The 24155-nt window shown below is 36.4% G+C and carries 19 protein-coding genes and 1 tRNA gene; 9 read left to right on the forward strand and 11 right to left on the reverse strand.

What is annotated here, in order from left to right; genetic code table 11:
- The first annotated feature begins 8 nt into the window (after positions 1 to 8).
- The 8 genes from HND50_07190 (at position 9) to HND50_07225 (ending at position 7241) form a co-directional block, all read left to right on the forward strand.
- On the forward strand, positions 9 to 581 hold the full coding sequence (locus HND50_07190; GenBank protein ID NOG44998.1) for a methyltransferase domain-containing protein: 573 nt from the start codon (positions 9 to 11) through the stop codon (positions 579 to 581).
- Positions 582 to 583: 2 nt separating this feature from the next.
- On the forward strand, positions 584 to 904 hold the full coding sequence (locus HND50_07195) for a hypothetical protein (protein ID NOG44999.1): 321 nt from the start codon (positions 584 to 586) through the stop codon (positions 902 to 904).
- Positions 905 to 1066: 162 nt separating this feature from the next.
- Positions 1067 to 2341 (forward strand): hypothetical protein, encoded by a 1275-nt coding sequence (locus HND50_07200; protein NOG45000.1) that lies wholly within the window; start codon positions 1067 to 1069, stop codon positions 2339 to 2341.
- Between the two features lie 5 nt (positions 2342 to 2346).
- Entirely contained in the window at positions 2347 to 2607 is a 261-nt protein-coding gene (locus HND50_07205; protein NOG45001.1) for a TfoX/Sxy family protein, read from the forward strand.
- Between the two features lie 312 nt (positions 2608 to 2919).
- A complete protein-coding gene (locus HND50_07210; GenBank protein ID NOG45002.1) occupies positions 2920 to 3837 on the forward strand; it encodes an ATP-binding cassette domain-containing protein in 918 nt (305 codons plus the stop codon).
- 14 nt (positions 3838 to 3851) lie between these two features.
- Complete coding sequence (locus tag HND50_07215) at positions 3852 to 4571, forward strand: ABC transporter permease subunit (protein NOG45003.1); 720 nt, start codon at positions 3852 to 3854, stop codon at positions 4569 to 4571.
- A 10-nt stretch (positions 4572 to 4581) separates the two neighbouring features.
- Positions 4582 to 6210, forward strand: a complete 1629-nt coding sequence (locus HND50_07220; protein ID NOG45004.1) for a hypothetical protein — start codon at positions 4582 to 4584, stop codon at positions 6208 to 6210.
- 158 nt (positions 6211 to 6368) lie between these two features.
- On the forward strand, positions 6369 to 7241 hold the full coding sequence (locus HND50_07225) for a DUF4340 domain-containing protein (protein ID NOG45005.1): 873 nt from the start codon (positions 6369 to 6371) through the stop codon (positions 7239 to 7241).
- A 102-nt stretch (positions 7242 to 7343) separates the two neighbouring features.
- Here the strand turns inward: HND50_07225 and HND50_07230 are convergent, their stop codons facing one another.
- The 3 genes from HND50_07230 to HND50_07240 form a co-directional block, all read right to left on the reverse strand.
- On the reverse strand, positions 7344 to 7877 hold the full coding sequence (locus HND50_07230; GenBank protein ID NOG45006.1) for a redoxin domain-containing protein: 534 nt from the start codon (positions 7875 to 7877) through the stop codon (positions 7344 to 7346).
- A gap of 21 nt (positions 7878 to 7898) precedes the next feature.
- Entirely contained in the window at positions 7899 to 8492 is a 594-nt protein-coding gene (locus HND50_07235; GenBank protein ID NOG45007.1) for a YiiX family permuted papain-like enzyme, read from the reverse strand.
- Positions 8493 to 8560: 68 nt separating this feature from the next.
- Positions 8561 to 8644: transfer RNA gene (locus HND50_07240), tRNA-Leu, on the reverse strand.
- A gap of 224 nt (positions 8645 to 8868) precedes the next feature.
- On the opposite strand from HND50_07240, the gene HND50_07245 reads away from it, so the two are divergent.
- Positions 8869 to 9330, forward strand: coding sequence for an 8-oxo-dGTP diphosphatase (locus HND50_07245; GenBank protein NOG45008.1), 462 nt, complete (start codon positions 8869 to 8871; stop codon positions 9328 to 9330).
- 164 nt (positions 9331 to 9494) lie between these two features.
- Here HND50_07245 and HND50_07250 read toward each other — a convergent pair whose 3' ends face one another.
- From HND50_07250 to HND50_07285, 8 genes are all read right to left on the reverse strand, one after another.
- Positions 9495 to 10481, reverse strand: a complete 987-nt coding sequence (locus HND50_07250) for a glycoside hydrolase family 5 protein (protein NOG45009.1) — start codon at positions 10479 to 10481, stop codon at positions 9495 to 9497.
- Between the two features lie 58 nt (positions 10482 to 10539).
- Positions 10540 to 12231 (reverse strand): T9SS type A sorting domain-containing protein, encoded by a 1692-nt coding sequence (locus HND50_07255; GenBank protein ID NOG45010.1) that lies wholly within the window; start codon positions 12229 to 12231, stop codon positions 10540 to 10542.
- Between the two features lie 78 nt (positions 12232 to 12309).
- Positions 12310 to 13947 carry a sodium/solute symporter gene (locus tag HND50_07260; GenBank protein NOG45011.1) on the reverse strand — a complete coding sequence of 546 codons (1638 nt, stop codon included), beginning with the start codon at positions 13945 to 13947 and terminating at the stop codon, positions 12310 to 12312.
- A 59-nt stretch (positions 13948 to 14006) separates the two neighbouring features.
- On the reverse strand, positions 14007 to 17528 hold the full coding sequence (locus HND50_07265) for a T9SS type A sorting domain-containing protein (GenBank protein NOG45012.1): 3522 nt from the start codon (positions 17526 to 17528) through the stop codon (positions 14007 to 14009).
- Positions 17528 to 19762, reverse strand: a complete 2235-nt coding sequence (locus HND50_07270; GenBank protein ID NOG45013.1) for a beta-glucosidase — start codon at positions 19760 to 19762, stop codon at positions 17528 to 17530. Before HND50_07270 ends, HND50_07265 begins: the two co-directional genes overlap by 1 nt.
- A 17-nt stretch (positions 19763 to 19779) precedes the next feature.
- Positions 19780 to 21588: a family 16 glycosylhydrolase gene (locus HND50_07275; protein NOG45014.1), complete on the reverse strand. Its 1809-nt coding sequence runs from the start codon at positions 21586 to 21588 to the stop codon at positions 19780 to 19782.
- A gap of 8 nt (positions 21589 to 21596) precedes the next feature.
- Positions 21597 to 23078, reverse strand: coding sequence for a hypothetical protein (locus HND50_07280; protein NOG45015.1), 1482 nt, complete (start codon positions 23076 to 23078; stop codon positions 21597 to 21599).
- A gap of 14 nt (positions 23079 to 23092) precedes the next feature.
- The gene (locus HND50_07285) at positions 23093 to 24148 is read right to left on the reverse strand and encodes a PorV/PorQ family protein (GenBank protein ID NOG45016.1); all 1056 of its coding nucleotides are present in this window, start codon (positions 24146 to 24148) and stop codon (positions 23093 to 23095) included.
- Positions 24149 to 24155: the final 7 nt, after the last annotated feature.

Here is a 24155-nt window from a genome sequence, read left to right on the forward strand (position 1 = left end):
TAATATAAATGGCAGATTACGATAAATATTACAAGACTGAGGATTTATTTGGAGAACCATATCCCGAGTTGATAGATTTTTTCACAAAACTTGAATCAAAAGTCAAACTGATTGATTTAGGCTGTGGACAGGGTAGAGATTCGATTTCTTTGGCCAGACTTGGATACAACGTAACAGGGATTGATAATTCCAAAGTTGGTATTGACCAAATGATTTCAATTTCAGAACATGAAGGATTAAAATTAACTGGATTAGTTGGAGATATTTATGCGTTTGATAATTACCAGGATTTTGATATTGTGTTGCTTGATTCAATGTTACATTTTGAGAAACAAGACTTAAAACGAGAGACTGACTTGATTGATAAAATTGCTCAAAGAATAAATAAAAACGGACTGATTTGCGTCTGCATTCAAGATACAGGAAATAAAGTAAGAATTCTTAAAGACACGATTGATAATTCGGGCATTGTCTTTGAGATATTAAATGATTCTTCGCTGATTTACAAATACGAGAATAAAGAATCTGGACACAAATCTGAGACAAAATATTGTATGTATATTGTAAAAAAGAAATCATGACAATGGAAAGAATTGTAATTGTAGGATACAAACCTTTTGAGGGTAAAAACAAGGAGCTAAAAGACCTAATGAAAAATCATTGGTCGATTCTATTTAACGAAGGATTAGTCTCAAATAGAAAATCTATTATAATGGAGGCTAAAGATGGTACAATAGTAGAAGTATTCGGTTGGAAGTCAAAAGAAGCAATTGAATTAGCACATACAAATGAAGCAGTACAAAAAATGTGGGCAGATTATTCTGAGGTATGTGAGTACATTCCAATTGGAGATATTATGGAATCAGGTGAATTGTTTTCTGAGTTTACACCATTTGATTTATAAAAACATGCACGACAGCACAACACGCGGTAAAAAACATTGCGCAGAAAGTGCTAAATTTGAGCCATATAACATTTAATCAACGGCTTAGCGGGTTGATATATTTGCGCTTCGAATTGCGCAACGATTTCTTACCGCCACCGTTGAGGCATTACAGAATAGACAATGAGTAGAATATCACACATAATATTAATGAGTGTTTTTCTTCTTTTTAATTCCTGCCAATCACAAGAAAAGGGAATGGCAAAGAGCGAAAGAATTGAAATATTTGAACAAGTCTGGAATAATGTTAATGAACATTTCTACGACCCAAATTTCAATGGTGTTGATTGGGAGAAAAAGCATCTTGAATACAAAACCAAAATTGAAAATTGCGATAATACTGACACTCTTTTCTTATTACTAAATAAAATGCTCTTTGAACTTAATAGTTCTCATTGTGGTGTGGGTTTATTAACTGAATTAGATCAAGCAGTTTCACCATACATATTTAGCAATGGCGAAATAGGAATTGATATCCGAATTATTGAAAATCAGATTGTAGTTACAAGGGTATTAAGAAACTCACCAGCAGACATTGCAAATATTAAAAAAGGTTACATTATTGAAAAGATTGACGATTTAACAATAAAAGACTTTGAAAATCTTACAAAATACAAACCACCATTTAACGAAAGAAACAAGAAATTTCATCTAACAAGTGAAGTGTTGCGGCATATCTATGGAAAAGCAAATACTAACGTAAAAATTGACTTCATAGATGAAGATAATCAATCCTATTCCAAAATATTAACTCGAACTGAAAGACAAAATGGAGTATTATTAGGTGATAGATTACCACCAGCCTATTTAAAATCCGAAAGTTATTTCCTATCTGAGAATATTGCTTATTTATCATTTAATGCTTTTAATCCTGCCGATTTAGAACACGTGCTAACTAATTTAGAGAAAGTGGACACTGCAAAAGGATTAATCATTGATTTAAGGGGAAATGACGGTGGTTCAATTGATGGAATGAAATTGTTGCTTGGTAGATTTGTTTCAGAAACGAGAAAATACGGAACGTATATCAATCGAAATGAAAGAACTGAAGATTTTATTGAACCTGTTGGCAGTAAATATCAAGGAAAAGTTGTTCTACTAGTTGATGAAATGAGTATTTCGGGTGCAGAAAATATGGCAGGAATCTTTCAGCAGTTTAACATCGGGAAAGTAATTGGAAATCAAACACCTGGGCAAATGTTGTGGGGAAACGGATATTTAATAGATGATAGTATTGCCTTAGTAATTCCAATTTATCAGCTTGAATATCCAAATGAATTTAATCCGGAAAACAATGGAATAACACCTGATATTGAAATAGAACTTTTACAAGAAGATTTGTTAAAAAGCAAAGATACTCAACTCTTAAAAGCAATAGAATATTTAAATAAAGATTAATTGATATGAGCTCACTTAGAGAATTGCCAAATATTGGAAAAACTCTTGCAGACAAATTGAATTTAATTGGAATTAATAATGAGCAAGAGTTAAAACAATTAGGAAGTGAAAATACAATAATCAAGATTGCAACCATTGAAAACAGTGGTGCTTGCATTAATATGCTTTATGCACTTGAAGGAGCAATACAAGGAATAAGATGGCACGGACTTGACAAAGACAGAAAACAAGAATTGAAAGAGTTTTATAGAATGTTGAACAAGTAAAACACCGTGCAACAAATTATAGGAATAATAGCCGAATTAGTAGAAAATATAAATATTTAGTACGCACAAAATTTAGCTGTAAACTAAAAGTTTCAAATTCCGAAATCGGCTACTATTCTTATACAAACCATTATATAACTTTTTGTAGAATAACCCCAATTAAACTTAGTCAATCGTTAATAGGCCTTTAAAAAGTATTTCACTGACAAACGCCCTTTCAAAAAAAAATAAAAAAAATGAAACAAAGACTTTATTTTTTGGTTATACGAACTTATTTTTAGGGCTATACAAAATTTTAAGGAATTAAATTACATGATTATTGTTGATCGTTTGGAAAAATCCTATAACGGTTTTCAAGCCGTCGATGGGATTTCATTTGAAGTAGAAAGCGGACAGATTCTCGGCTTTCTCGGACCCAACGGAGCAGGCAAAACCACGACAATGAAAATCCTGACCTGTTTCATGCCTCCGACAAAAGGAACGGTTACTGTGGACGGTCTTTCCGTTACAGAACATTCCAAAGAAATTAGAAAGAAGATTGGCTATTTCCCCGAGCATACACCAATCTATGCAGATATGAACGTGGTCGATTATCTGCAGTTTGTGTGCGAAGTACGTGGGATTGAAAAGTCGCAACAAATGGCCGCCATTAAAAGGGTAATTGAAATAACCAGTCTTGGCGATATGCTGCAAAAAGATATCGGCGAACTTTCCAAAGGTTACAGGCAGCGTGTCGGGCTTGCCCAGGCTATGGTTCACAATCCGGATATTCTAATCCTTGATGAGCCAACCACAGGGCTTGATCCAAACCAAATTGTGGAAATCCGCTCGCTGATCAAAGAGATCGGTAAAGAAAAAACCGTTATCTTCTCAACACATATTTTGCAGGAAGTAACAGCCACCTGCGACAATGTTATGATTATCAATAAAGGTAGTATTGTTGCCAAAGGTACTCCCGATGAATTGATGGCCAATTCGCAGGGCAAAGGCGTTTTAAACATTGAGTTAAATGAAGGTGCCTCAGATGTTGTTGAAAAAATATCAGCACTAAATGGCGTTACCAAAGCCAAAGCCGGCAAAGAAGCCAACTCATTTGTAATCGAATCCGATAAAAACACAGACATCCGCGAAACTGTTTTTAAAGCAGCTGTTAAAAATAAATGGGTGCTTCTGGGAATGAATTATCATCAAACCTCACTTGAAGACGTTTTCCGTCAGCTAACAGATTAAATGGAGAAATTAAAGTGAACACAATTTTTGCACTGATGCGCAAGGAGCTGAAAAGTTATTTTAACTCTCCAATCGCATTCATCGTTATTGCTGTTTTTATAATCCTGTCCACCTGGATATTTTTCTATTATGGCGATTATGCCTTCTTCGATAGAGGCGTTTCAGATGTCCGCGGATTATTTCAATACAGCTCAATAATTTTACTGTTTTTTGCACCGGCCCTTTCCATGCGTTTAATTGCCGAAGAAAAATACAACGGCACCTTGGAATTGCTGGTTACCATGCCAATCGAAGATCATGAAATTATAATCGGGAAATATCTTTCCACACTGGTTGTTTATGCGGTTATGTTACTTGGGCTTGCAGTTACACCTATCACAGTGATGTCAATTGGTGAGCCGGAAATAGGTGTTATTTTGACAAGCTACCTTGGCTTCTTTCTGCTTGGGGCAACCTATTTTGCGATTGGAATTGCGGCTTCGGCTTTTACAAAAAACCAGGTTGTTGCTTTTATCGTAACTTTCCTGCTTTTAGGCATTTTATACCTGATTGGCGGGGCGGTAAGCAGCGGGCCTTTGGCTGCCATTATAAATACAATCAGCATTCATGGACATTTCGAAAATTTCTTTAAAGGGATTATCGATATCCGTGACATAGTATATTTTATCTCGATAATAGCGTTGTCGCTGTATGTTGCCAGTACAGCCTTGACATCACGAAAATTTTTGAAGTAAGGAGTTAAACGTGCTAAAACAATCATCTTGGTTATCAGTTGGCATTGTAGCGGCCATCATTATTTTCCTGAATATGATCGCCTCAAATATCTCCGGTCGTTTTGATTTAACCGAAAACGATGTTTATACAATGTCTGATGTGACAAAAAATATTCTTGAAGATATTGATGAACCTGTCACTGTAAAAATCTATTATTCTGAAAAATTTCCGCGCCAGCTATTAACAGTAAAACAATATGTATTTGATTTACTGCAAGAATATAAGTCTTATGCCGGTTCCGGATTGGAGTATGAATTTAGCGAAATTGGCGAGGGCTCGGACGATATAAAACAGGAAGCCCAGGGTTATGGTGTTTCACCTGTGCAAGCCAATATCCGCGAAAACGATCAGCTAAAAGTTCAGAATATTTATCTGGGCGTGGCCTTTCTCTATGGCGATAAAAAAGAAGCTTTGCCTTTTATCCAGCAGATTGAACAATTGGAATACCAGTTTACCGGCGCTATAAAAAGATTAACACAGGGTGGTAAAACAAAAATCGGTTATATCACCGGGTTTGATGAAATCTCAATTGATCCGCCAAATCCGTATGCAGCATTGCAAGGTGGCAATCAGCAAAAACCCGTATCAATCAAAAATCTTTTAACTCAGGTTAATTCACAATTTGAACTGACAAAAATTGATTTAAACACCACAGAAAAAATCCCGGCTGAAATTCAGGAAGCGATTATTCTTGAACCCAAGAAAGAATATTCTGCAAAGGCAAAATATATCCTGGATCAGTTTTTAATGCGCGGCGGTAAACTTGGCGTTTTTGTAAACCGCCATCGGGTGGATTTCCAAAATGCTATTTTACCAATTATGCCAATCCGTTTTGGTTTGGATGATTTCTTTACAAAATATGGCTTTAAAATTAATGACAATTTAATCGTCGATAAGCAATCCGCACAGGTTCAAATGATGCAGCAACTTGGCCCAATTCAGCTTCCGGTTGCCGTGGATTATCCTTTTGCAGCACGAGTTACAAATTTTAATGAAGACAACCCAATTGTGTCGCGTCTCAATGAAACAGTTTTCTTTTTCAGCTCATCGATTGATTCGATTCCAACACCAAATGTAAAATTTACTCCGTTGATTCAAAGTTCAGAAGAATCCGGTTTTGCAATGAAAGATCCGCAACGGGGCATGTACAATATTAATCCGCAACAGCCTTTTGCTTACAACCAAAGTAAGCTTAATCTTGCGGCAATTGTAGAAGGAAAATTTCAATCCAACTTTGCAACACGGCCAGATACAATAGCCTATCCCGATGCACATTTATCTGAAGCCACAATGGATGGAAAAATATTGGTTTTCTCGGATGCTGACTTTGTAAAGGATGAATATTCCGGTCCACAAAATGCAACCTTGTTTATGAATGTACTGGATTGGCTTGTTGATGAGAACGGACTGATTTCCATTCGTAATAAAAAAATTGAAAACCGTCCGCTTGATAAAGAAATCTTAGCGGAAAATGCAGTTGGTACGCGCGATTTTATCAAGATTATAAATGTCTACCTGGTTCCTGTTTTGGTAATTTTGTTTGGACTGGTTAAATGGTATATCCGCCGCAGGACAAAACAACTGGCCAGTGTGGCTTAGGTTTTATGAATTTGGTGTCATCCTGATCGAAACGAAGTGTAGAGAAGAATCCCCTTAAAGAAATTGGGATTCTTCTCTTCGTTACACTCCGCTCAGAATGACAGCTTTACGATCTTTGATAATTTAACTGTGGTCGTTTCATTCTTAGGAAAAAAATTATGAATAATAATATTAAACTAATTATCGCACTTGTTGTTATAGCTGTGATTTATTTTTTAACAACCCGCGATTCAAGCTCATCAGATTTTGATAAAAATTTTACAAATATTGATACCGAGAATATTTCAAAAATTGAAATTACCAAAGACTCTACCATAACTTTGGTGAAAGAAAATAACCAATGGATGGTTGATAATTATAATGCTAACCAGGATTTTGTTAACAGCGCCCTGGATGAAGCAAAGAACATTAAACTTGCACGTAAAGTAAGTTCCAATCCGGAAAAGCATTCCAAATATGAAGTTGATAAAGGGACAAAAATTGTCCTGCACGGAGATGAAGAAACCTCGTTCATTTTGGGCAAAACAGCTTCCAGTTTCCAGAATGTTTTTATCCGCAAAACAGACGAGGATGATGTTTTCACGACTGCAAAAAACTTTAAGTCTAAGTTTGAAAAAAGTATTGCCGATTGGAAAGACAAATCCATTTTATCTATTTCCAAAGATGCTATTGCCTCAATCGTCATAAATGAAAACCTTTTTTTAACAAATCTTGATTCAGTGGTTCAGGTAAAAGGTATAAAAGGCAGCGAACCTTTGGCCGATGGAAATTCAAGTGCCACCTCTATGTTTTCCAAATTTTCATCGTTAAAAACTGTTGCTTTTCCAAAAGTGGATGTTACCAATCAAAAAATTTTATTTAATGTTAAAATCAATCAGCGTGCCGGTGAAGTGAACGAACTTTCTTTTTACGAAAAAGCTGGGGAGGATAGTAAATATTATTTAACTGTAAAAGATAACCCAACTTTGTTTGAAGTTAACTCATCTTCATTTGATGTGTTTACAAAAAACTATGATGAGCTTATAAAATGAGCCGATTAGAAAAAGCTTTCCACAATATAAAAGAGTGCATTTATTCGCTCTTTTTAGCTTTGAACACCACATTACAGTAATTCTTTGCAGAACTAAATAATTTTATTTTAAAGAGAAATCTTTAATCACATCAAAAGGAAGATGATCACCTTCATCTTTACCATAATATGCTTCTTTGATGATTCCTTTCTTATCTACAAGAATATCTGCTGGCATGGTTATTAAACTACCCTTAAATGGAAATGGAATATAGCCTTTAAACATCCCTTTTAATAATGTTGGAAAACGAAAAATCATCCCTTTTAGCATCCCAGCAAAAGATTGCTCAATTCCATATACTTTGTAATATTTCTTATCATGATCAGCCACAATGGGAAAGGGAGCGTGGTGGCCTTTTGCATGTTTTGTTAAATTATCAATCGGAGAATTAAAAATGGCAACAATTGTAAAATCATCTCCAAACTCTTCGAATCTTTTTACAAGCTGATTAACGCGTAAATTGCAAAACGGGCAGGTTGCAAATCTTAAAAAAGAAAGCATAAACGGTTTTCCGGACAGGCTGCTCAAATCAAAGTTTGAACCACTGATGGCTGGTAATTTAATATTTTTGATTTTGTCACCCTGCTTAAACTTCATTTAACAACTCCATTATTGATGTTAATTTGAAAACACTGTAAAAAGTTTATCAGCGTTAAACATAGCTGCAGGTGAAATTACTATTTCATTTACCGGCAAATCATCACCATATCGTTCTTTTAGTTTGTTTTTTACAATTGGATTAGTCAAATCAAATTCACTCAGTTTTTGCAAAGCCCCAATTTCTATTCCTGCTCCCCGTTTATAAATTTTCCAGACTAATTCTGAACAATAAATTTTGGCATCAGTCCATTCAAAATAGAGGTCATAGTTTTTACCCAAGTATTTGTTTCCAACCGCTTTCATTTTTTTCATGACATCACCTGTTAATGGATCAAAATTTTTCAAACGTTTCACCACATAATGTCCATTTTCGCCACGGGCAATCCATTCATCCAATGGAGTCAGTTTGACTGGCTGAACAGCTTCATAGACAAAATATTTTTCGTTAACCAGGTAAATTATGCCCATGTGGCTGTATTTAGATTTTGTTGCAAGTTGAATGGCCTGGCTTTGTGATGAAAGTGAGGTTTGAAAAATAATATCACCATTTTGAAATTTTTCCTGGTTTGTGCAAAAAGTTAGTAAAGAAATTAGAATTATGAATATTTTCATTGATATCCTTTATTAAGCCTGTGATCATTTTGAGCAAAAAAAAAGGAACTTAACAAAGTTCCTTTTTGTACCGGAGGTCGGACTCGAACCGACACGGGATTGCTCCCACTGGATTTTGAATCCAGCGCGTCTACCAATTCCACCACTCCGGCGTTCTCTTTGCGAGAGCATGGAATTTAGGACTCTGGTTTTTAAAAGTCAATCTGAATATGAGGTTTAAAAACCAAAGTTTTTTCAGATTAGACAACCTAAATGAAATTGCTGAAATGATTATATAAGATTGTGCATAGCTAATTAATTCTATTTCAATTCGTTTCTATCTTAAGGGAAAAATTATTAAAATTATTTCACCACAAAAAAATGGAAGATCTGTACAATGAAATTGGCAACACTCTGTTATGTAAAAACAGAATCACATACTTTGATGGTTCATCGAGTTAAAAAAGAAAATGATATGCACGAGGGTAAATGGAATGGCCTTGGCGGAAAAATTGATCCGGGCGAATCGCCGGAAGAATGTGTTATCCGAGAAGTGAAAGAAGAATCCGGTTTAATAATTAAGAATCCAAGCTTAAAAGGATTTATTACTTTTCCTGCCTTCGACGGATTGGATGACTGGTATGTTTTCATATTCACGGCAAACCAATTTGAAGGCACACTAATTTCAGATTCACCCGAAGGACATCTGGAATGGATTGAAAACAAAAAACTTATTGATTTAAATTTGTGGGATGGAGATAAAATCTTTTTTAAATGGATGGAAGAGAATCGGATTTTTTCAGCAAAATTTATTTACAACAATGGTCACTTAATTTCTCATAATGTTGTTTTTTATTAATAATTGAGCCCGTGTATAATTAGAACCAACACTACAAATGCCAATATGAATAAACAAAATATTGCGACGCATCTTTTTAACCAAGAGATAGCAAAGATAATTAGGCCACTTATTTTTACGGTATTTCTAGTTAGCGGGTAATAGTTTGCCAGAATTAAGTTTTATCATGGTATTAGCGCTTTTAACAATGGTTGCCACTCTTCTGCATCGGGATCATATATCCCAAATCCGGCAGCGAATTCCCAGTATGCCCAGCTAAAACTATCTTGCTCTGCTCGTTGTGCTACATATTCTGTCCACTTGAAGCGAGAGGTGTAATCTGCTTTGTAATACGCGCCAAACTCGCCTAAAAAAACAGGTAGGTTTCTTTGCTCGGCCCAAAGTTTTACAGAAAGAAAATCGGTTGATATTTCTACCTTTTCATTTTGAAACCCATTCCAGGTAGTCCCTAACCAGGCTTCACTGTTGTCAACCCATTCCGCTCCTTGGTGTGTAAACTCAAACGGTGTATAATAATGAAAAGTAAAGATTGCATTCTTTTCTTCTGAAGGGATGATAAGTTTATTAATAGCACTTATCCCACCCCATTCAGCTGGGCCAATTATCACTGTGTGAGTAGAGTCGATCTCGCGGATTACATCAATTGCTTCGGCTAGATATATATTCCATAATTGGGCAGTAAGCTGATCATTGGGTTCATTCAGAATTTCGTAAAAAACCGTTGTCGGTCTATTGATATATTTTTTGGTAATTTGTTTCCAAATTGAAATAAATTTTTCTTTTTCATGATCTGGATTTGCGAAAATTTCTTCATAATGGTGGATGTTAATTATAATTGCCAGATCATTTTCTTCAGCCTGATCAAGGATCCAATCTATTCGTGAGAAAAAATCGGCTTCTATTGTAAAAGGGGAGTCAAGTTGGGTATGAGCAGACCATCGAATAGGAAGTCTGACAGCAGTAAAACCGGCAGCTTTTATTTCTTTGAAATACAATTCTTTGAGGATAATTCCCCATTCGCCTTCATTTGGAGCCTCCAACGCATTGCCAAAGTTGATTGTTTTGGAAAGAAGTTTATTCTGCTCAAAAGGGTCCGGTATTTCCTGATTATTTGTTTTACTCACCGACACACTTTGTTCTGAACAGGACATTACTAACAAAAAACAAATCTGAAGAAAATGAAATGGAGTTATTTTCATGGAGTATCGTCTATTTAATCAAAATCATTTCTTTCGTATGCCTGGTGTCCCCGGCAGACATATCATAAAAATAAATACCGCTGGCAAGATTTTTACCGTCAAATTTTGCTGAATATTTTCCAACTGTATGCCATTTATCGACAAGTGTTTTAATTTTTTGTCCAAGCCTGTTATAAATATTTATCTTTACGTGACCAGCTTTTGGTATTTGATATTCAATTATTGTGGCAGGATTAAAAGGATTGGGATAGTTTTGTTTAAGAATGTAGTTTTTTGGCAAACCATTGTTTGAACTTTGCATAACAGATGTTAACAATGGAATATTATCATCCATCCAATCAATACGATCTGATATCCAGCTTTTTAGCATATTTATTTCGTCTTCATATGAGTTAATTTCTGAGCTGCGCGGATCACTTGGATGCCAACCACCACCTAAATCTGTTTCTCCCGGGCCGGGCCAGATTTCAAAATTACGGTCACGCGCCTCGTCAGTTTTGTCTGCATAAAAATCAATAATATCATTGATCGAATTTTTACTTAACAGAGTTTGCCTAAGTTGGCTCCAGCGCTCGTTTAATTGCTTACTAAAAGCAGGATCATTAAAAAGTACTTTCCACCAAAATGGTGGCTGGAAACTATCCCTGCGTTGAAAGGAGGAGTTTTCGGTAAAATAGATTATTTGCCAGCCCTCAATTAGCCAGGAGTTATAATAACCTGCATTTCCAAAACTAAAATTATAATCCCAAACTGGTCCTGTATGCAATAATCCGCCATTACTGTCTTTTTCCTTGTAAAAATATGCGCTTAACCGGTACCCGTCTACATTGCGGCTTAGCTCGTTTAGAATTAGATAATCAATAAATGAAGAAACATTTATAAATTGAGAATAACTGTTTAGCGGATCAGTAAAATCACCACTGTCAATTAGATTTTCAAAATCGAGCACAAAATTTTTAATATAATCTTTTTGCTCATCTGCAATGTCTTCAGGTTTTGGGTATACATATTGATATTTTAATCTTAAAGATGAGCCACTAAAAGGAGGGTGCGGTGAGACAAAACCATCATTCCAGGATTCTTTATCTATTCTTAAAATGTAACCACCGGTTAGCTCATCACCGGTAGTTTCATCCGGATTTAACTTAGCAATATTGACCCTGTTTTTATCCCGTTTTATTTTCTCCATAAGAACATAAATCCCTTTATATTCTTCATTTATCACTAATTCACAATAGCGGGTCCGTGAACTGAACCAGCCCATTTCGCGAGATAATTCATAAATCAGAACATTTCGCATAAGTGAACGGTCAAAATATGGAGCGTGTAAAATCCAATCGTTTTCTGCAGGTAAATCAATCAAAGAAACATTCAGGTTTTCACCTTCATCATCTTGTGTCTCAAGACCATAAGATTTTTTATCCCACCCTGAAGAACTTTGTCCCCGAATTTCAATGCTAATTTTACCAGAATAATTATTGGCGCTATCTGCAACACTGTTTCGTACATCCGGACCATTATAAATAATATCCATATCTGCAACGATACGGATATTATCAGACCTTATGTCTTTGCCATCAGTATCAATTAAAACTATCGGTAAATCTGATGAGCTTAATTCAACCTGTCCAAATAGCGGAAGTATTAATACAAGTAAAACGGTAATGCTTTTAATAATAAACCTGCTAAAAAATAATTCCATTTTTCTACAACATAATTAAACACCTCAAAAAAAATTGCGTTCCCAGTGTTAATTATTGTTCCATGTTTTTAACATCTGCTACCAGAATATAGCGTACAAAATAGCTAAAACAATTAAAATTCCATATGATGCAATATTAAAAACAGAATCTGTTTTAAACATTTTTGAAGGCAGTGAAATTGCTTTAGAATCATCATCTCCTTCTGATGTGCTCATACTAACACCGGCAATTATTGCCATAGTTATTAACATTGTATAAAACATTTGATCTAAGAATGGTAGATCCAGTACCGGAATTTTTAATAACCATGCAATCGGAATAGAAAGAATAACGCCAACAATTGCGCCGGTATTGTTTGATTTTTTCCAGAAAAGCCCCATTAAAAATACAGCCAAAATACCAGGACTCACTAAACCTGTATATTCTTGAATATATTGAAACATCTGATCTATATTGCCCATAACCGGAGCTAATAAAACCGCTATAATTAAGGCCACTCCAGCTGTTATCCGGCCAACTGTTACAATTTGTTTTTCTGTTGCATTTTTATTGATATAAGGCTTAAAAATATCCATTGTAAAAATTGTGGATGTTGAGTTTAGCATCGACGCCACCGATGAAACAATCGCTGCAGTTAATGCTGCCAGCACCAAACCTTTTAAACCAACCGGAATAAAAACACTAATTAACCAGGGATAAGATTTATCATAATTGATACCACCACCAACTTTGTTAAAAGCTTCCTGAACTCCTTCTATTACTGCTGTACCCTCAGGCTGTGCATATAGTACATATGCTACAATCCCGGGAATAACCACAATCAATGGAATAATGAGTTTTAGGAATGCGGCAAAGGCAATCCCACGTTGTGCTTCCTGAAGGGATTTTGCTGCCAATGTACGCTGAATAATATATTGGTTGAAACCCCAATAATAGAGATTGGCTACCCACATGCCGCCAACCAAAACAGCAATACCCGGCAATCTGGAAAATTCCGGATTATCCTTGGTGAGAATCATTTGAAATTTATCCCCTGCAACATTATACACATGAGATAACCCGTTCATAATACCACCCGCTGGAGTAACAGAATCCAGGGCAATAACAGTTGTTATCAAACCGCCGATAATCAATAAAGCAACCTGAACAACATCCGTCCATGCAACTGCAGAAAGGCCACCATATAAAGAATAGGCCGCCGCAATAAAGGCCAATCCGAGAATGGCATAAATAATCAAACCACCATCACCATTACCAATAATTGTATCTATTGCTTTTCCACCCAAAAACAAAACCGAGGTTAGATTTACAAAAACAAACAACGCCACCCAAAATACTGCAAGGATTGTTTTTAAATTCGTACTGAAGCGTACTTCAACAAATTCGGGAATTGTATAAATCTGTTTTTCAATAAAAATTGGAAGAAAATATTTACCAACAATTATCAAAGTAAGGGCGGCCATCCATTCATAAGTAGCAATTGCCAAACCAGCTGCAAACCCGGAACCGGACATTCCAATAAACTGTTCAGCTGAAATATTTGCTGCAATTAAAGAGGCGCCAATCGCCCACCAGGGAAGTGTTTTACCAGCCAGAAAATAATCTTTGGCATCTTTCTGATGACCTTTTTTATCTCGCGATACCCATAATCCTAATCCAACTATAAAAATGATATACCCAAAAAACACACCGTAATCTAATGCTGAAAACTCCATTTCGCCTCCTATACTTTGCTTGCTCAGCTTTCACTTAACAAATATACAAATTTAAAATTTTATGGTAAAAACAACATTTTTTTTGTTTCTACAAAAGCCCCACTTTTAATCTTATAAAAATATAAACCTGCCCCAATTTCTTTGGCATTAAAATTTATTTTATAATGCCCTGCTTCCTGAAAACTGTTTACCAGTGTTTTAACTTTTTGTCCCAAAGCATTATAAATTTCTAACTTCACATGAATCAGTCTATTATTATTTTCTTTAACATGGTAGCTGATAACCGTTTCCGGGTTAAAAGGATTTGGATAATTTTGTTCTAAACTAAATTTACTGTTAAAAATCTTTTGTTCATCCAAGGAAGTATAAACCGTATTTTGCGCTCCCGGTGATCCATGTCCCGCTGATGCCCACCAGTTTTTTGCAAGAGAATTGTCAAATGCAGGATTTTTTAATTCCAACGTTGCACCACTTCCATTTGCTTGTTCGGGCCAGGGCAGTTTTTCATCATAAACGAGTGAATCAACTATTTTATTTTGACCATCATACAGTCGTACGAGTTCACCGTTGCTACTCAAACCAAAATTCATAGGACTAGCATGCGCTATCCCAGGAAACAGAGAACTAAAAGCACTGTCATTTTCAGCAAGTACTAAAAAGGACTTTGGTGCAATTACTGTCTGATCTGCAAATTTATATTCATGGGAATCATCACTATCTTTAAATACCCAACCAGATATATCATAATTCTGATCACTACTGTTGTAAAACTCAACCCAATCACCACTATCAAAATTATTTACAGAGTTATAATTAATCTCGTTAATCACAACCCCATGGTTGGATTCATCAACTGTGAAATCAGCCACTAAATCTATATTTGAACCCAGTTTTATAGTGATAAGCCGGGCTTCAGATGTTATGCTACCGGTCCAGCCATTAAAACTAAAGCCCGGTTTTGCGATAGCTTCGATTTGAATGGAAACATCTTTAAAGTAATGCCCTTGCCATGGAAATTGATCTACAATTAAACGATTGATTTTAATTTGCCCGCCCGTGGAGCTATTTAGCTTTATTAAAGTGGAGCCTTGCAAACCAAATTGCTGTAAGACAAAACTTCGAAAATATGCTTCACGCGAATCAGCGAAAGCATTTATGTAATTTAGGTGATTGTTTCTGTTTCCCTGATTGAGGGACCAGCGGCCTAAATGGCGTACGATCTCATTTGAAATAATAGTATCAACAGAGTCAATTACGGTTTTGACCTGATCTTTCCTAAAAGTAGAATTTAAAAGATCGGCAATCCTGTTAATAAATTTGGTTTTTATACTATCATTTTCCAGAAACTTGCGAAGTAGAAATGTTGACCAGGGTGGGTTTGGCCAATCGGGTCCGTTTTCTTCTAATGCTAAACTAAGCGTGTTGTTTTTATATGCTTGAGAATTAAATCTGCTAAAGCCGAAATCTGTATCATATAAAATCCAACGCCATTTTCCGCCTTCTGTTTTTGGGCGCCAATATTTAATATTGTTTCCAGGCCAGTCCGTATTATCAAAATAAATCTGTGCAACCATATAATCGATATATTCATTCAAATCGACTTGCTGCTTTATAAATTTATATGAGGCCGCAGTTGACAAATCGTTTGTATTAAGAAAATCCAATAGTTCATTATAGTGCTGGCTATCACCATGGATTGCAATACCATCATTTTCAAGCATATCAATATTGTTTGCATCAACAGGGTGGTGTGATGCTATAAAATGTTCATTTATTTTTTCCCGAATATGATGGATGCCCCAGTATTCGCCGTTTATAAAAACAACCGCCGGCCTAAATCCCAACTTATCAATATCAAGATCGTTTAAAAGGGTTTGCATAAGCCCATCACGCATCATACTGCCATCCCAGTCATTACCCGCGTTGCGCAAAACGAATGACTCGAAACGATCAATATTTATATCAGGAAATAAATCATAATCCAATGATTTGCTGCCGTATTCCCCCCTGAAAAAAACAGATAAAGACTTTTGTGCGTGGCCCCTGCTCCAACCTCCAAAAATCTTTATACCACAACCGCTTTCGAACGCTGTACTTTTATCAGACTCAAAAAATTCAATCTTTGCCGGCCTTTCCCAATCTTGCCAAAAATTTGCACCAAAATGAGGAAAACTAGGGGATGCATTTGGACCATCAGCATAAATACCTGTTTGAGAATCCCACAAATTATCCGGATCTGTTATCAAAGATATAACCGGCAAATCGGTTGGTTCATCCACGAAAAAGGTTTGGTCATTAACAGGACCGGGTAACACACCATCCTGATACCCTATTGCACGCACAACAGTTGAGTTTGTAATATTTATTGGGCTTTCATAAAATGTGGAAAAACTATCAGGATCCGATCCATCTAAAGTATAATAAATCCGAGATGAACCTCCGCCAATAGAAAGATCAACAGTTACTGCGGTTTCGTAAAAGCCTGCTTGTGGAGTTATTTTAACTGTGTCACCAAAACCAAGAAAACCCGGGAATGAATTTTCTTCACCCGGGCTGCTTTCAGAAAAGAAAAGCCAATCAATTCCGCCATCTGGTTTGCGACCATAAGAATAATCTCTTGGAATTATTATAGGTCCAATGCTGTCTTGAATTTCCAAACCCGGGCTCACCAGAAAAAGTGGTTCGCCCCCGGAAGAAAGTTTAAAATTTGTATGCAATTGAACATTCGGGAAAGTAAGCAAAGGGTTTGTTCCTCGTGATGAATCCTGTCCGCTGTTATAGCCAATACTTAGAAAAGGGATAAGCGTTAAATCGGAAGAGTTAATACCAAAATTATGCACTTCTATGGCCAATACGTTTTCACCATTTTCAAGAATTGATAAATCAGAAATATCGAAAACTGCCGGATCTCCGCCAGTATATAAAACTGCTTCTATGTATTCATCAGAATGTTGGTCATAATCAGGGGGAATCCCAACTGTCCCAATATTTGAACGCGCAACCTCAACACCATTTATATAGGCCACAAAAGAGTCATCATAATCCATATGCAGTATAAGTTTTTCGACCTGGGTGGTATTTTTAATGCTAAATTTTTGCCTGCTAGCCACAGTAATCACAGGATCAATTACAGTATTATCATCCCCATCACCATAACCAACTCCCGTCACCCCGCGTTGCCATGATGAATCATCAAAACCCGGCATTCTCCAATCTGCATCCGGCTCACTTTCTAAAGGCAGATAGTTGCAACTATCACCCCAATCTATAACGGTTTCCCATTCATAAACACTATTCAGCCTGTTTTTTCCAGAAGCAAAAATCAACAAATGGTTTTCCGGCTGCAAAGTAATCTCGGGGAAAAACCATTTTTGAAGATTTTGAGGATTATCTGAAAGAGTGTACCCAGCCAGGTTAACAGGATTTGATGATTTGTTATAAAGCTCAATCCAATCAGGGGTATCTCCATCTTCATCAAACAAAGTTGAGCTATTAGAAATCATGAGCTCATTGATTAAAAACTCCTGTGCTTCAGCTGTAATAACAAATAAGATAAATACTGCTACAAATAATTTGACCATTAGTTACTTATATTAAACTCTTTTTGTAAACCACCCACCATTAGTTTAAATGCACCCGGCTCTGTTACCTTTTTATTGTCCCTGTTAGTAAATGCAAAATCTTTGGCATTTAATTTAAATTGGACAGTTTTTACCTCTCCGGGTTTCAGGCTTATTTTTGAAAAACGTTTTAATTGTTTTGCTGGCTGAGAAACCGAACTGAACAAGTCACTTCCATAAAGTAGAACTGCTTCTTTACCTGCTAAACTTCCACTGTTTTTTACTACCACAGAGATTGAAATTTCTTCATCCATTTTAATTGAAGCTCTGTCTATCTTTAAATCGCTATATTCAAACTTTGTATAACTAAGACCGTAGCCAAACGGGAACTCATTAGCATAACCATTTCCTTCGAAATTTTCTATTGGCTTATGGTCATATGTTGTAAATCCATTAGGCCCAATTGGATATGTAAAGGGAAGTTTCCCACTTGGGTTAGTATCTCCAAATATTACATCTGCAATTGCCTGTCCACCCTCCATTCCCGGAAGATATGCCATTATAATCCCGGAAGCATTTTTAACGATTTTATTTATTACACGTGGGCGACCTTCTACCAGTACAAGTATAACAGGTTTGCCACTTTTATAAAATGCATTGGCTAAATCAAGTTGTGATTGCGAAATAGTGAGATCCATGATGTTTCCGGGTGTCTCACAATATGTTGGTTCTCCCAGGCATAATACAACCACGTCGCTGTTTTTTGCCTGCTCTAAAGCCTTATCAATATTGATTAAAGTATCAAAATCTGCACCCTGAACAAATTTTGTTTGTGACTTACCGATTTTATTTTCTATTGCTTCTAGGATTGTAAGCTTTTCCTGCGGATAAAGATCTTCTCTGTCACCTTGCCATGTTATTGTCCAACCACCATTCATTACCGAGAGCTTATTCGCAGTTGGTCCGGCAACTAGAACTTTGGACTTTTTGTTTAGTGGCAAAATGTTTTTATTATTTTTTAGTAGGGTGATTGCTTCACGGGCAGCATCTAAATTTGCCTTTTGAGATTTTGCGGAAGCGAACTTACTTGTAAGTTTTTTATCAGGATATGGATTTTTAAACAATCCTGTTTTTATCTTAACCCACAATATGCGCCTAACCGCATCATCAATTCGAGAAACAGGGACTTTGCCCTCCTTTACCAATTTTACTAAAATTTCATAAAACGAATAATCATAGGGAATCATACTCATATCTACACCGGCCATTACAGCCATACGTACTGCTTCTTCCGGTGAATCAGCAACTTTATCGCGAGTATACAGGCGTTTGATATCTTCCCAATCGCTTACTGCAAAGCCTTTGAAGCCTAGTTCATTTTTCAAAATCTCTGTAAGGATGTAGTGATCACTGTGTGTCGGAATACCATTAATTTCACCAGAGTTTATCATTACCGTATGAACCCCGGCATCCACTGCTTTTTTGAATGGCGGTAAAAATATATCGCGCAGCATTCGTTCCGGAATCCATGCAGGTGTACGATCCTTTCCACTAACAGGATTGCTATAACCCATATAATGTTTCATACACGCGGCTACAAATTCACCTTTTGTATTGTTATCATCACCTTCAAGCCCTTTTATATAAGCTTCACCCATTTGCGAAACCACATATGGATCTTCGCCAAAAGTTTCCCAAAAACGCGACCAAACAGGATTTCGCCCAACTCCTAAAACCGGGTTGAAATTCCAGGGAATACCGGAAGCGCGAACTTCCAATGCAGTAATAATCCCGCTGGTTTTTACAAGTTCGGTATTGAATGTTGCTGCCATTGCAATGGATTGCGGAAACAATGTAGCATCTTTTGTGTAAGTTGCGCCATGGATTGCATCAATACCATAAATTACCGGAACAGCTGTGCGCGTTTCTTTAAGGGCAACATCTTGTATAGTGGTGATCATTTCAATCCAATTTTGCAAAGTATTTGCCTGCCCACCTGTATTTAATATAGAACCAACATGATACTTTGTTAAGGCCTCCTTCAACTTCACAGGATCGATTTCATTAATAAATGAACCATCCTGGCGAGGTTTTGAAACAACCTCCAGAGTTATCTGGGTCATTTGGCCGACCTTTTCTTCCAAAGTCATTTTCTTTAAAAGATCATTTATTTGTACATCTATATTTTGGCCGACAACTTGAATAAAGCTAAATAAATAAAATATGAACACTGTTTTCAGCACTATCCGTTTCATTTAGAACTCCTCATTTCTCATTTTAGTAACAGCATTTTCTTATAATCTGTAAAGAGACCGTTGCTGCTGTGTGATTTTAATCTATAGAAATAAACGCCACTAGACATGTTATGACTGTTGAACTTTAATTCATGGCGACCACTGTTTTTTTTTGTATTTAATAAACGCTGAATTTTCCTGCCTCCGGAATCAAAAATATCCAATTCCACAAATGATGGACTTTCTAGAAAGAAAACTATTTTTGTTTCAGGATTAAAAGGATTAGGAAAGTTTTGTTTTAAGTGGGTTTTACTGGGAATTACCGGCTTGTCTTTTTCAAGCCCGGTTGCTAATTGCTCTACAACAATACTATTAATAATGGGATGACTAACCCAGTTATCAAAATATAAATTTAACATTCCATCAGAAACAGATATATTACTGATTTCAATTTCTTTTGCAGTTTTTGATCCGAAATCCCGCACTACATCAAGGTTTCCTATAGCCAATGTATCTTCCACATATATATCAAAACTGCGCTTTCCCTGTTCAGAATATTTCATATCGGCAAAACCCAACGTTAAACTATAAATACCATTTGGAACGCGGATCTTATATTGAACAACTTCTTCAAGCAATGCCTGGTATAACGAATCATTTTCCGTATCATTAACTGCATCATGATAATATTTCCGATGATGTCCATCCATATGGCCATATTCAACATCATAATTCCATACCTGATCTGCCAGAAAACCTTTATAAGGATCATCTGACCCGGCATTAATTTTTAATGGAAATTCAAGTGGTGGGTTATTAATCACATTTATAAAATCATACGTTTGAGTATTCGGCGTTTCAAACTGATCACGGATTCCAAAAAATATTAGGTTATAGTTCTGGTCCGGGTCCAATTCATCAAAAAATAACTTAACCGTTCTTTCATCTTTTTGTAGTTCTATTCTTTGGATTGTTTTGGCTGGTGTTATAGAATATTTGCCTATTTCAACAGCATCGAGTGCGTTTACTTTCTCCGTAAACTGTGCTGTAATAGATGACCCGCTGACCCTTGCCCACAAAAATTTTGGTGCAGCTTTATCCTGGTATCCAAGATTAGTATCATCCGTTAAACAAAGAATCATCATACCATCTTTGTAAACAACATTATCTGTTGTGAAAAGCACCTTGTTTCCGGGAAAAGTATGCGTTCCCATACCCCATCTGTCACTGTCATAGCTGTCAAACTCATCTCTCCATGACAACGTAAAATTGTTATCAGTCCCATAATCACCGGTTCCGGGCTTATATTCATAATATGCTGCCCAATCATAATATGCGAAAAACGGAAGGAGTTCTACATTCCATTCACCAACCCAACTTTCCCATTCAGCCGCCCAGATATTCATCATCATTTTTTGGTTATGTATCAGGGTTGAGATATGCTCACCGGTTTGGCGATAAATTTCCTCTCCATCAACAAACCATGCCACATAGTCCGGGGTCCATTCGAAAGCATAGGTATAAAAACTATCCGTTGGAGAAAAATTTAAATGTTCATGACTGTTATGAATTCTTTGCCCGGGAGTAATTGTAGTTGTTTGAACATCGTTTCCGTAACGGCCAAGTAATTCAAAATCAATTTCATTCCATTCATCACAACATTCTGTAAAATCGTTGTATGTAAAAAAATTTGATAAAACGCCAGTTCCCCAGGCTGCTTTATATCGGGTCTCAAAACGGCCATAGGTAAAACTTTCATGCGTTCGTAATTCTGCACCACGGTACATCTGGGCATTGATAGGTGAAAACAAAAAAAAAGAAAGTAATATTAGTACCAAATTTTTCATAACGAGGCCTACATTTTTTTACCGTAATCAAGCTTGTTATGGGTTGTCAGCTGAGGGAATTGCGGAACAATAACAGGGAAAGGCATGTTGCGCTGAATAACAAACATATCTACCGATGTCAGTTCAATCTTTTCAAAAACATCTGTATTAATTTTAACATCATCCTGATATTTTTTTCTCAAATCTGCTATGTATGGATCTAAATTGTTTTTTACAAAAGAATGCCCGGAAGCTTTGTTTGATTTTGCCCCTTCAACAATTTTTTTCCTTTGATAAAGAGACAAAATGTTATCACGCCACATATTTTCATCACGCTTAACCAGTGGATGTTTATCGTATCCTTTTTCATACGCATCTTCAGTTATAAACTGATCGCGGATAAGATCGGCGACTGCCAAACGAAATTGGGCACCAAATTCTTTCTTTGGCATTTTACGGTTTCGAAACACCAGTGGATGGGATTTCAATTCTTCTTCAAATTGACGCACAGTCCAAACTTCTCCATCAAGTGTTAAAAGCGGTTGATCAAGAATTTTTTCCATACGACCCTGAATATCATCCAGGTACATCTCACCGTTATCTTTATTCCAGAAGCGCTTATTAAATGCCTCCCTTTTATCTTCTTTAGATTTGAAATAGTCCGGCCCGATAAGGTTGACAAGTTCTTCAAACACTGCCGGATTAAACTCAATTTTTTTGCCAGACATCAGATTTTTCAACCATAAAGAATAGCTATCCCTTGCCCTAATTTGTGTAACTATTTCTTTTACATCTATTTCTGTTTGACGGGCTTTATCTCCCATTACCAGGCTACGTGTCCAGCCATTTACGCGCATAAGCACATAGGAATTATTTTCAATTTTTAATGGCCCCAAAACCTGGTTATCAGAAACGTTTTCTAAATATAAAGCTTTAAAAAGTTCATCATCTATGGGTGTATTAAAAGAAAATTCCTGCTCTTTATTTTCCTGTTGTGTAGCAGCCTCAAATTCTTCTTGCAGGTCATCGAAGGAAGTTTTGCCCTGGCTTAGATCATTTTTAATTTTGTATGCAAGCTCTTCGTTTAAAGGAAGAATTGATACTTTATAAGTACGCTCAGCATTTTGATATGCTTTTTGCAGCTCCAGAGAATCCAATATTACTTTTTTTGTAGCCGTTTCATTAAAGTGAAGCTGGCGCATTGCTTGCTCCCGCCGGCCATCTAGATATAATTTTATTTCGGGATTGGTTAATATCTTCTCTGTTTCTTCTACTTCGGCAGCAACCAGTTTTTCAGCAATCAGGGAGTTTAGCACAATCTTGCGATGAATGTAGTTATCATTTTTGCACCATGAAGGCCGAACCGTATATTCTGATCTGCGGATAAACTCATTTACCGAAATTGTTTTATCCCCCACTTTTGCAAGAATGGTCTCTTGAACCTCATTCTCTTTAGTTGAGCAAGCAACTAAGATCAAGACCAAAAAGACGGACAATAATTTCGTAAACATTTTTGTTTTTCTCATTAAAACAGAAAGCCAATTGAATAACTGTTAACTTTCCCTAAAATCCCCATATCACGGAATGCGTAATCTACTTTGAGTGATATATTACCCATTACAAGTTTTTCAAAACCTGCGCCAAAAGTATGACCAAATTCTGCCTGGTCTTCATTCAAAAACAAACCTTTGTATCCGGCTCTTAGAAAAAACTTTCCTATGGTCGGTTCAAAATACTCGTATTCTCCACCTACATTTACAGATTCTGCATTATTATTCGGATGGAGTGCATCGGTTGCAATTGTTAATCGTTGCGATTCTGTACGGAAAGCATTAACAGCTACGCCAAGGCGAAATATTAATGGTAATTCCCATTCATTTGGATCATATTTTCCGGGCACATTTCCATAATCACCATCCTGATCCGGCAATGGATCGATGGATTGTAAAAGATCAATTCCATCAAATTTCATACGCGTACCATAATTAGAGATACTCATTGCTATGCGCATTCCATCAACGCGATCTCCAGTTGGAGAAAAGAAAGCTGTATTTATAGAAACGCCTAAATCTACTGCAAGCGCGCTGGCATCTAAATGCCAAATGTTCGATTGGATATATTTAGCTGCAACACCAAAACCAAACCAGTCTGTTAATGCTCGGCCATAAGCCAGGCTCAGTGCAAAATCACCCGACGAAAATCTTTCACCTGTACCATATGGGTTTTCAACTGTATTAACATCCATTTCGCCATAATCTGTAAAGGTCAAACCTAATGCAACTGTACCTATTTCCGGAAGTACAATCCCTGCCGCAGCAAAAGATGTGCTGATATCAACAATCCAGGGTTGAATTACAAATTGTGCTTCGCTTTGCTCCATAAAAGCCAGGCCTGCCGGATTCCAGTAAATAGAAGAAATATCCCGCGCCATGGAAACATAAGCATCACCCATTGATGCACCGGCACTTCCATAACCAATTTCTAAAAACGATGCGGTTGTTGTCCCAACTCTAAAGGGCCTGTTTTGGGCCTGAAGTAAAAAGGGCAAAATTAAAAGAATCAGAAAGTATTTAAATTTCATAATAAAC

The organism is Calditrichota bacterium, from assembly GCA_013112635.1.
Classification (GTDB): Bacteria; Calditrichota; Calditrichia; order Calditrichales; family J004; genus JABFGF01.

What these genes read in the sequence shown, in the direction of transcription:
- HND50_07255 (NOG45010.1), bottom strand. Translation starts at nt 12,231, where the DNA reads ATGGAATTATTTTTTAGCAGGTTTATTATTAAAAGCATTACCGTTTTA.
- HND50_07225 (NOG45005.1), top strand. Translation starts at nt 6,369, where the DNA reads ATGAATAATAATATTAAACTAATTATCGCACTTGTTGTTATAGCTGTG.
- HND50_07280 (NOG45015.1), bottom strand. Translation starts at nt 23,078, where the DNA reads ATGTTTACGAAATTATTGTCCGTCTTTTTGGTCTTGATCTTAGTTGCT.
- HND50_07285 (NOG45016.1), bottom strand. Translation starts at nt 24,148, where the DNA reads ATGAAATTTAAATACTTTCTGATTCTTTTAATTTTGCCCTTTTTACTT.
- HND50_07235 (NOG45007.1), bottom strand. Translation starts at nt 8,492, where the DNA reads ATGAAAATATTCATAATTCTAATTTCTTTACTAACTTTTTGCACAAAC.
- HND50_07275 (NOG45014.1), bottom strand. Translation starts at nt 21,588, where the DNA reads ATGAAAAATTTGGTACTAATATTACTTTCTTTTTTTTTGTTTTCACCT.
- HND50_07200 (NOG45000.1), top strand. Translation starts at nt 1,067, where the DNA reads ATGAGTAGAATATCACACATAATATTAATGAGTGTTTTTCTTCTTTTT.
- HND50_07260 (NOG45011.1), bottom strand. Translation starts at nt 13,947, where the DNA reads ATGGAGTTTTCAGCATTAGATTACGGTGTGTTTTTTGGGTATATCATT.
- HND50_07265 (NOG45012.1), bottom strand. Translation starts at nt 17,528, where the DNA reads ATGGTCAAATTATTTGTAGCAGTATTTATCTTATTTGTTATTACAGCT.
- HND50_07210 (NOG45002.1), top strand. Translation starts at nt 2,920, where the DNA reads ATGATTATTGTTGATCGTTTGGAAAAATCCTATAACGGTTTTCAAGCC.
- HND50_07230 (NOG45006.1), bottom strand. Translation starts at nt 7,877, where the DNA reads ATGAAGTTTAAGCAGGGTGACAAAATCAAAAATATTAAATTACCAGCC.
- HND50_07190 (NOG44998.1), top strand. Translation starts at nt 9, where the DNA reads ATGGCAGATTACGATAAATATTACAAGACTGAGGATTTATTTGGAGAA.
- HND50_07250 (NOG45009.1), bottom strand. Translation starts at nt 10,481, where the DNA reads ATGTCCTGTTCAGAACAAAGTGTGTCGGTGAGTAAAACAAATAATCAG.
- HND50_07195 (NOG44999.1), top strand. Translation starts at nt 584, where the DNA reads ATGGAAAGAATTGTAATTGTAGGATACAAACCTTTTGAGGGTAAAAAC.
- HND50_07205 (NOG45001.1), top strand. Translation starts at nt 2,347, where the DNA reads ATGAGCTCACTTAGAGAATTGCCAAATATTGGAAAAACTCTTGCAGAC.
- HND50_07270 (NOG45013.1), bottom strand. Translation starts at nt 19,762, where the DNA reads ATGAAACGGATAGTGCTGAAAACAGTGTTCATATTTTATTTATTTAGC.
- HND50_07245 (NOG45008.1), top strand. Translation starts at nt 8,869, where the DNA reads ATGAAATTGGCAACACTCTGTTATGTAAAAACAGAATCACATACTTTG.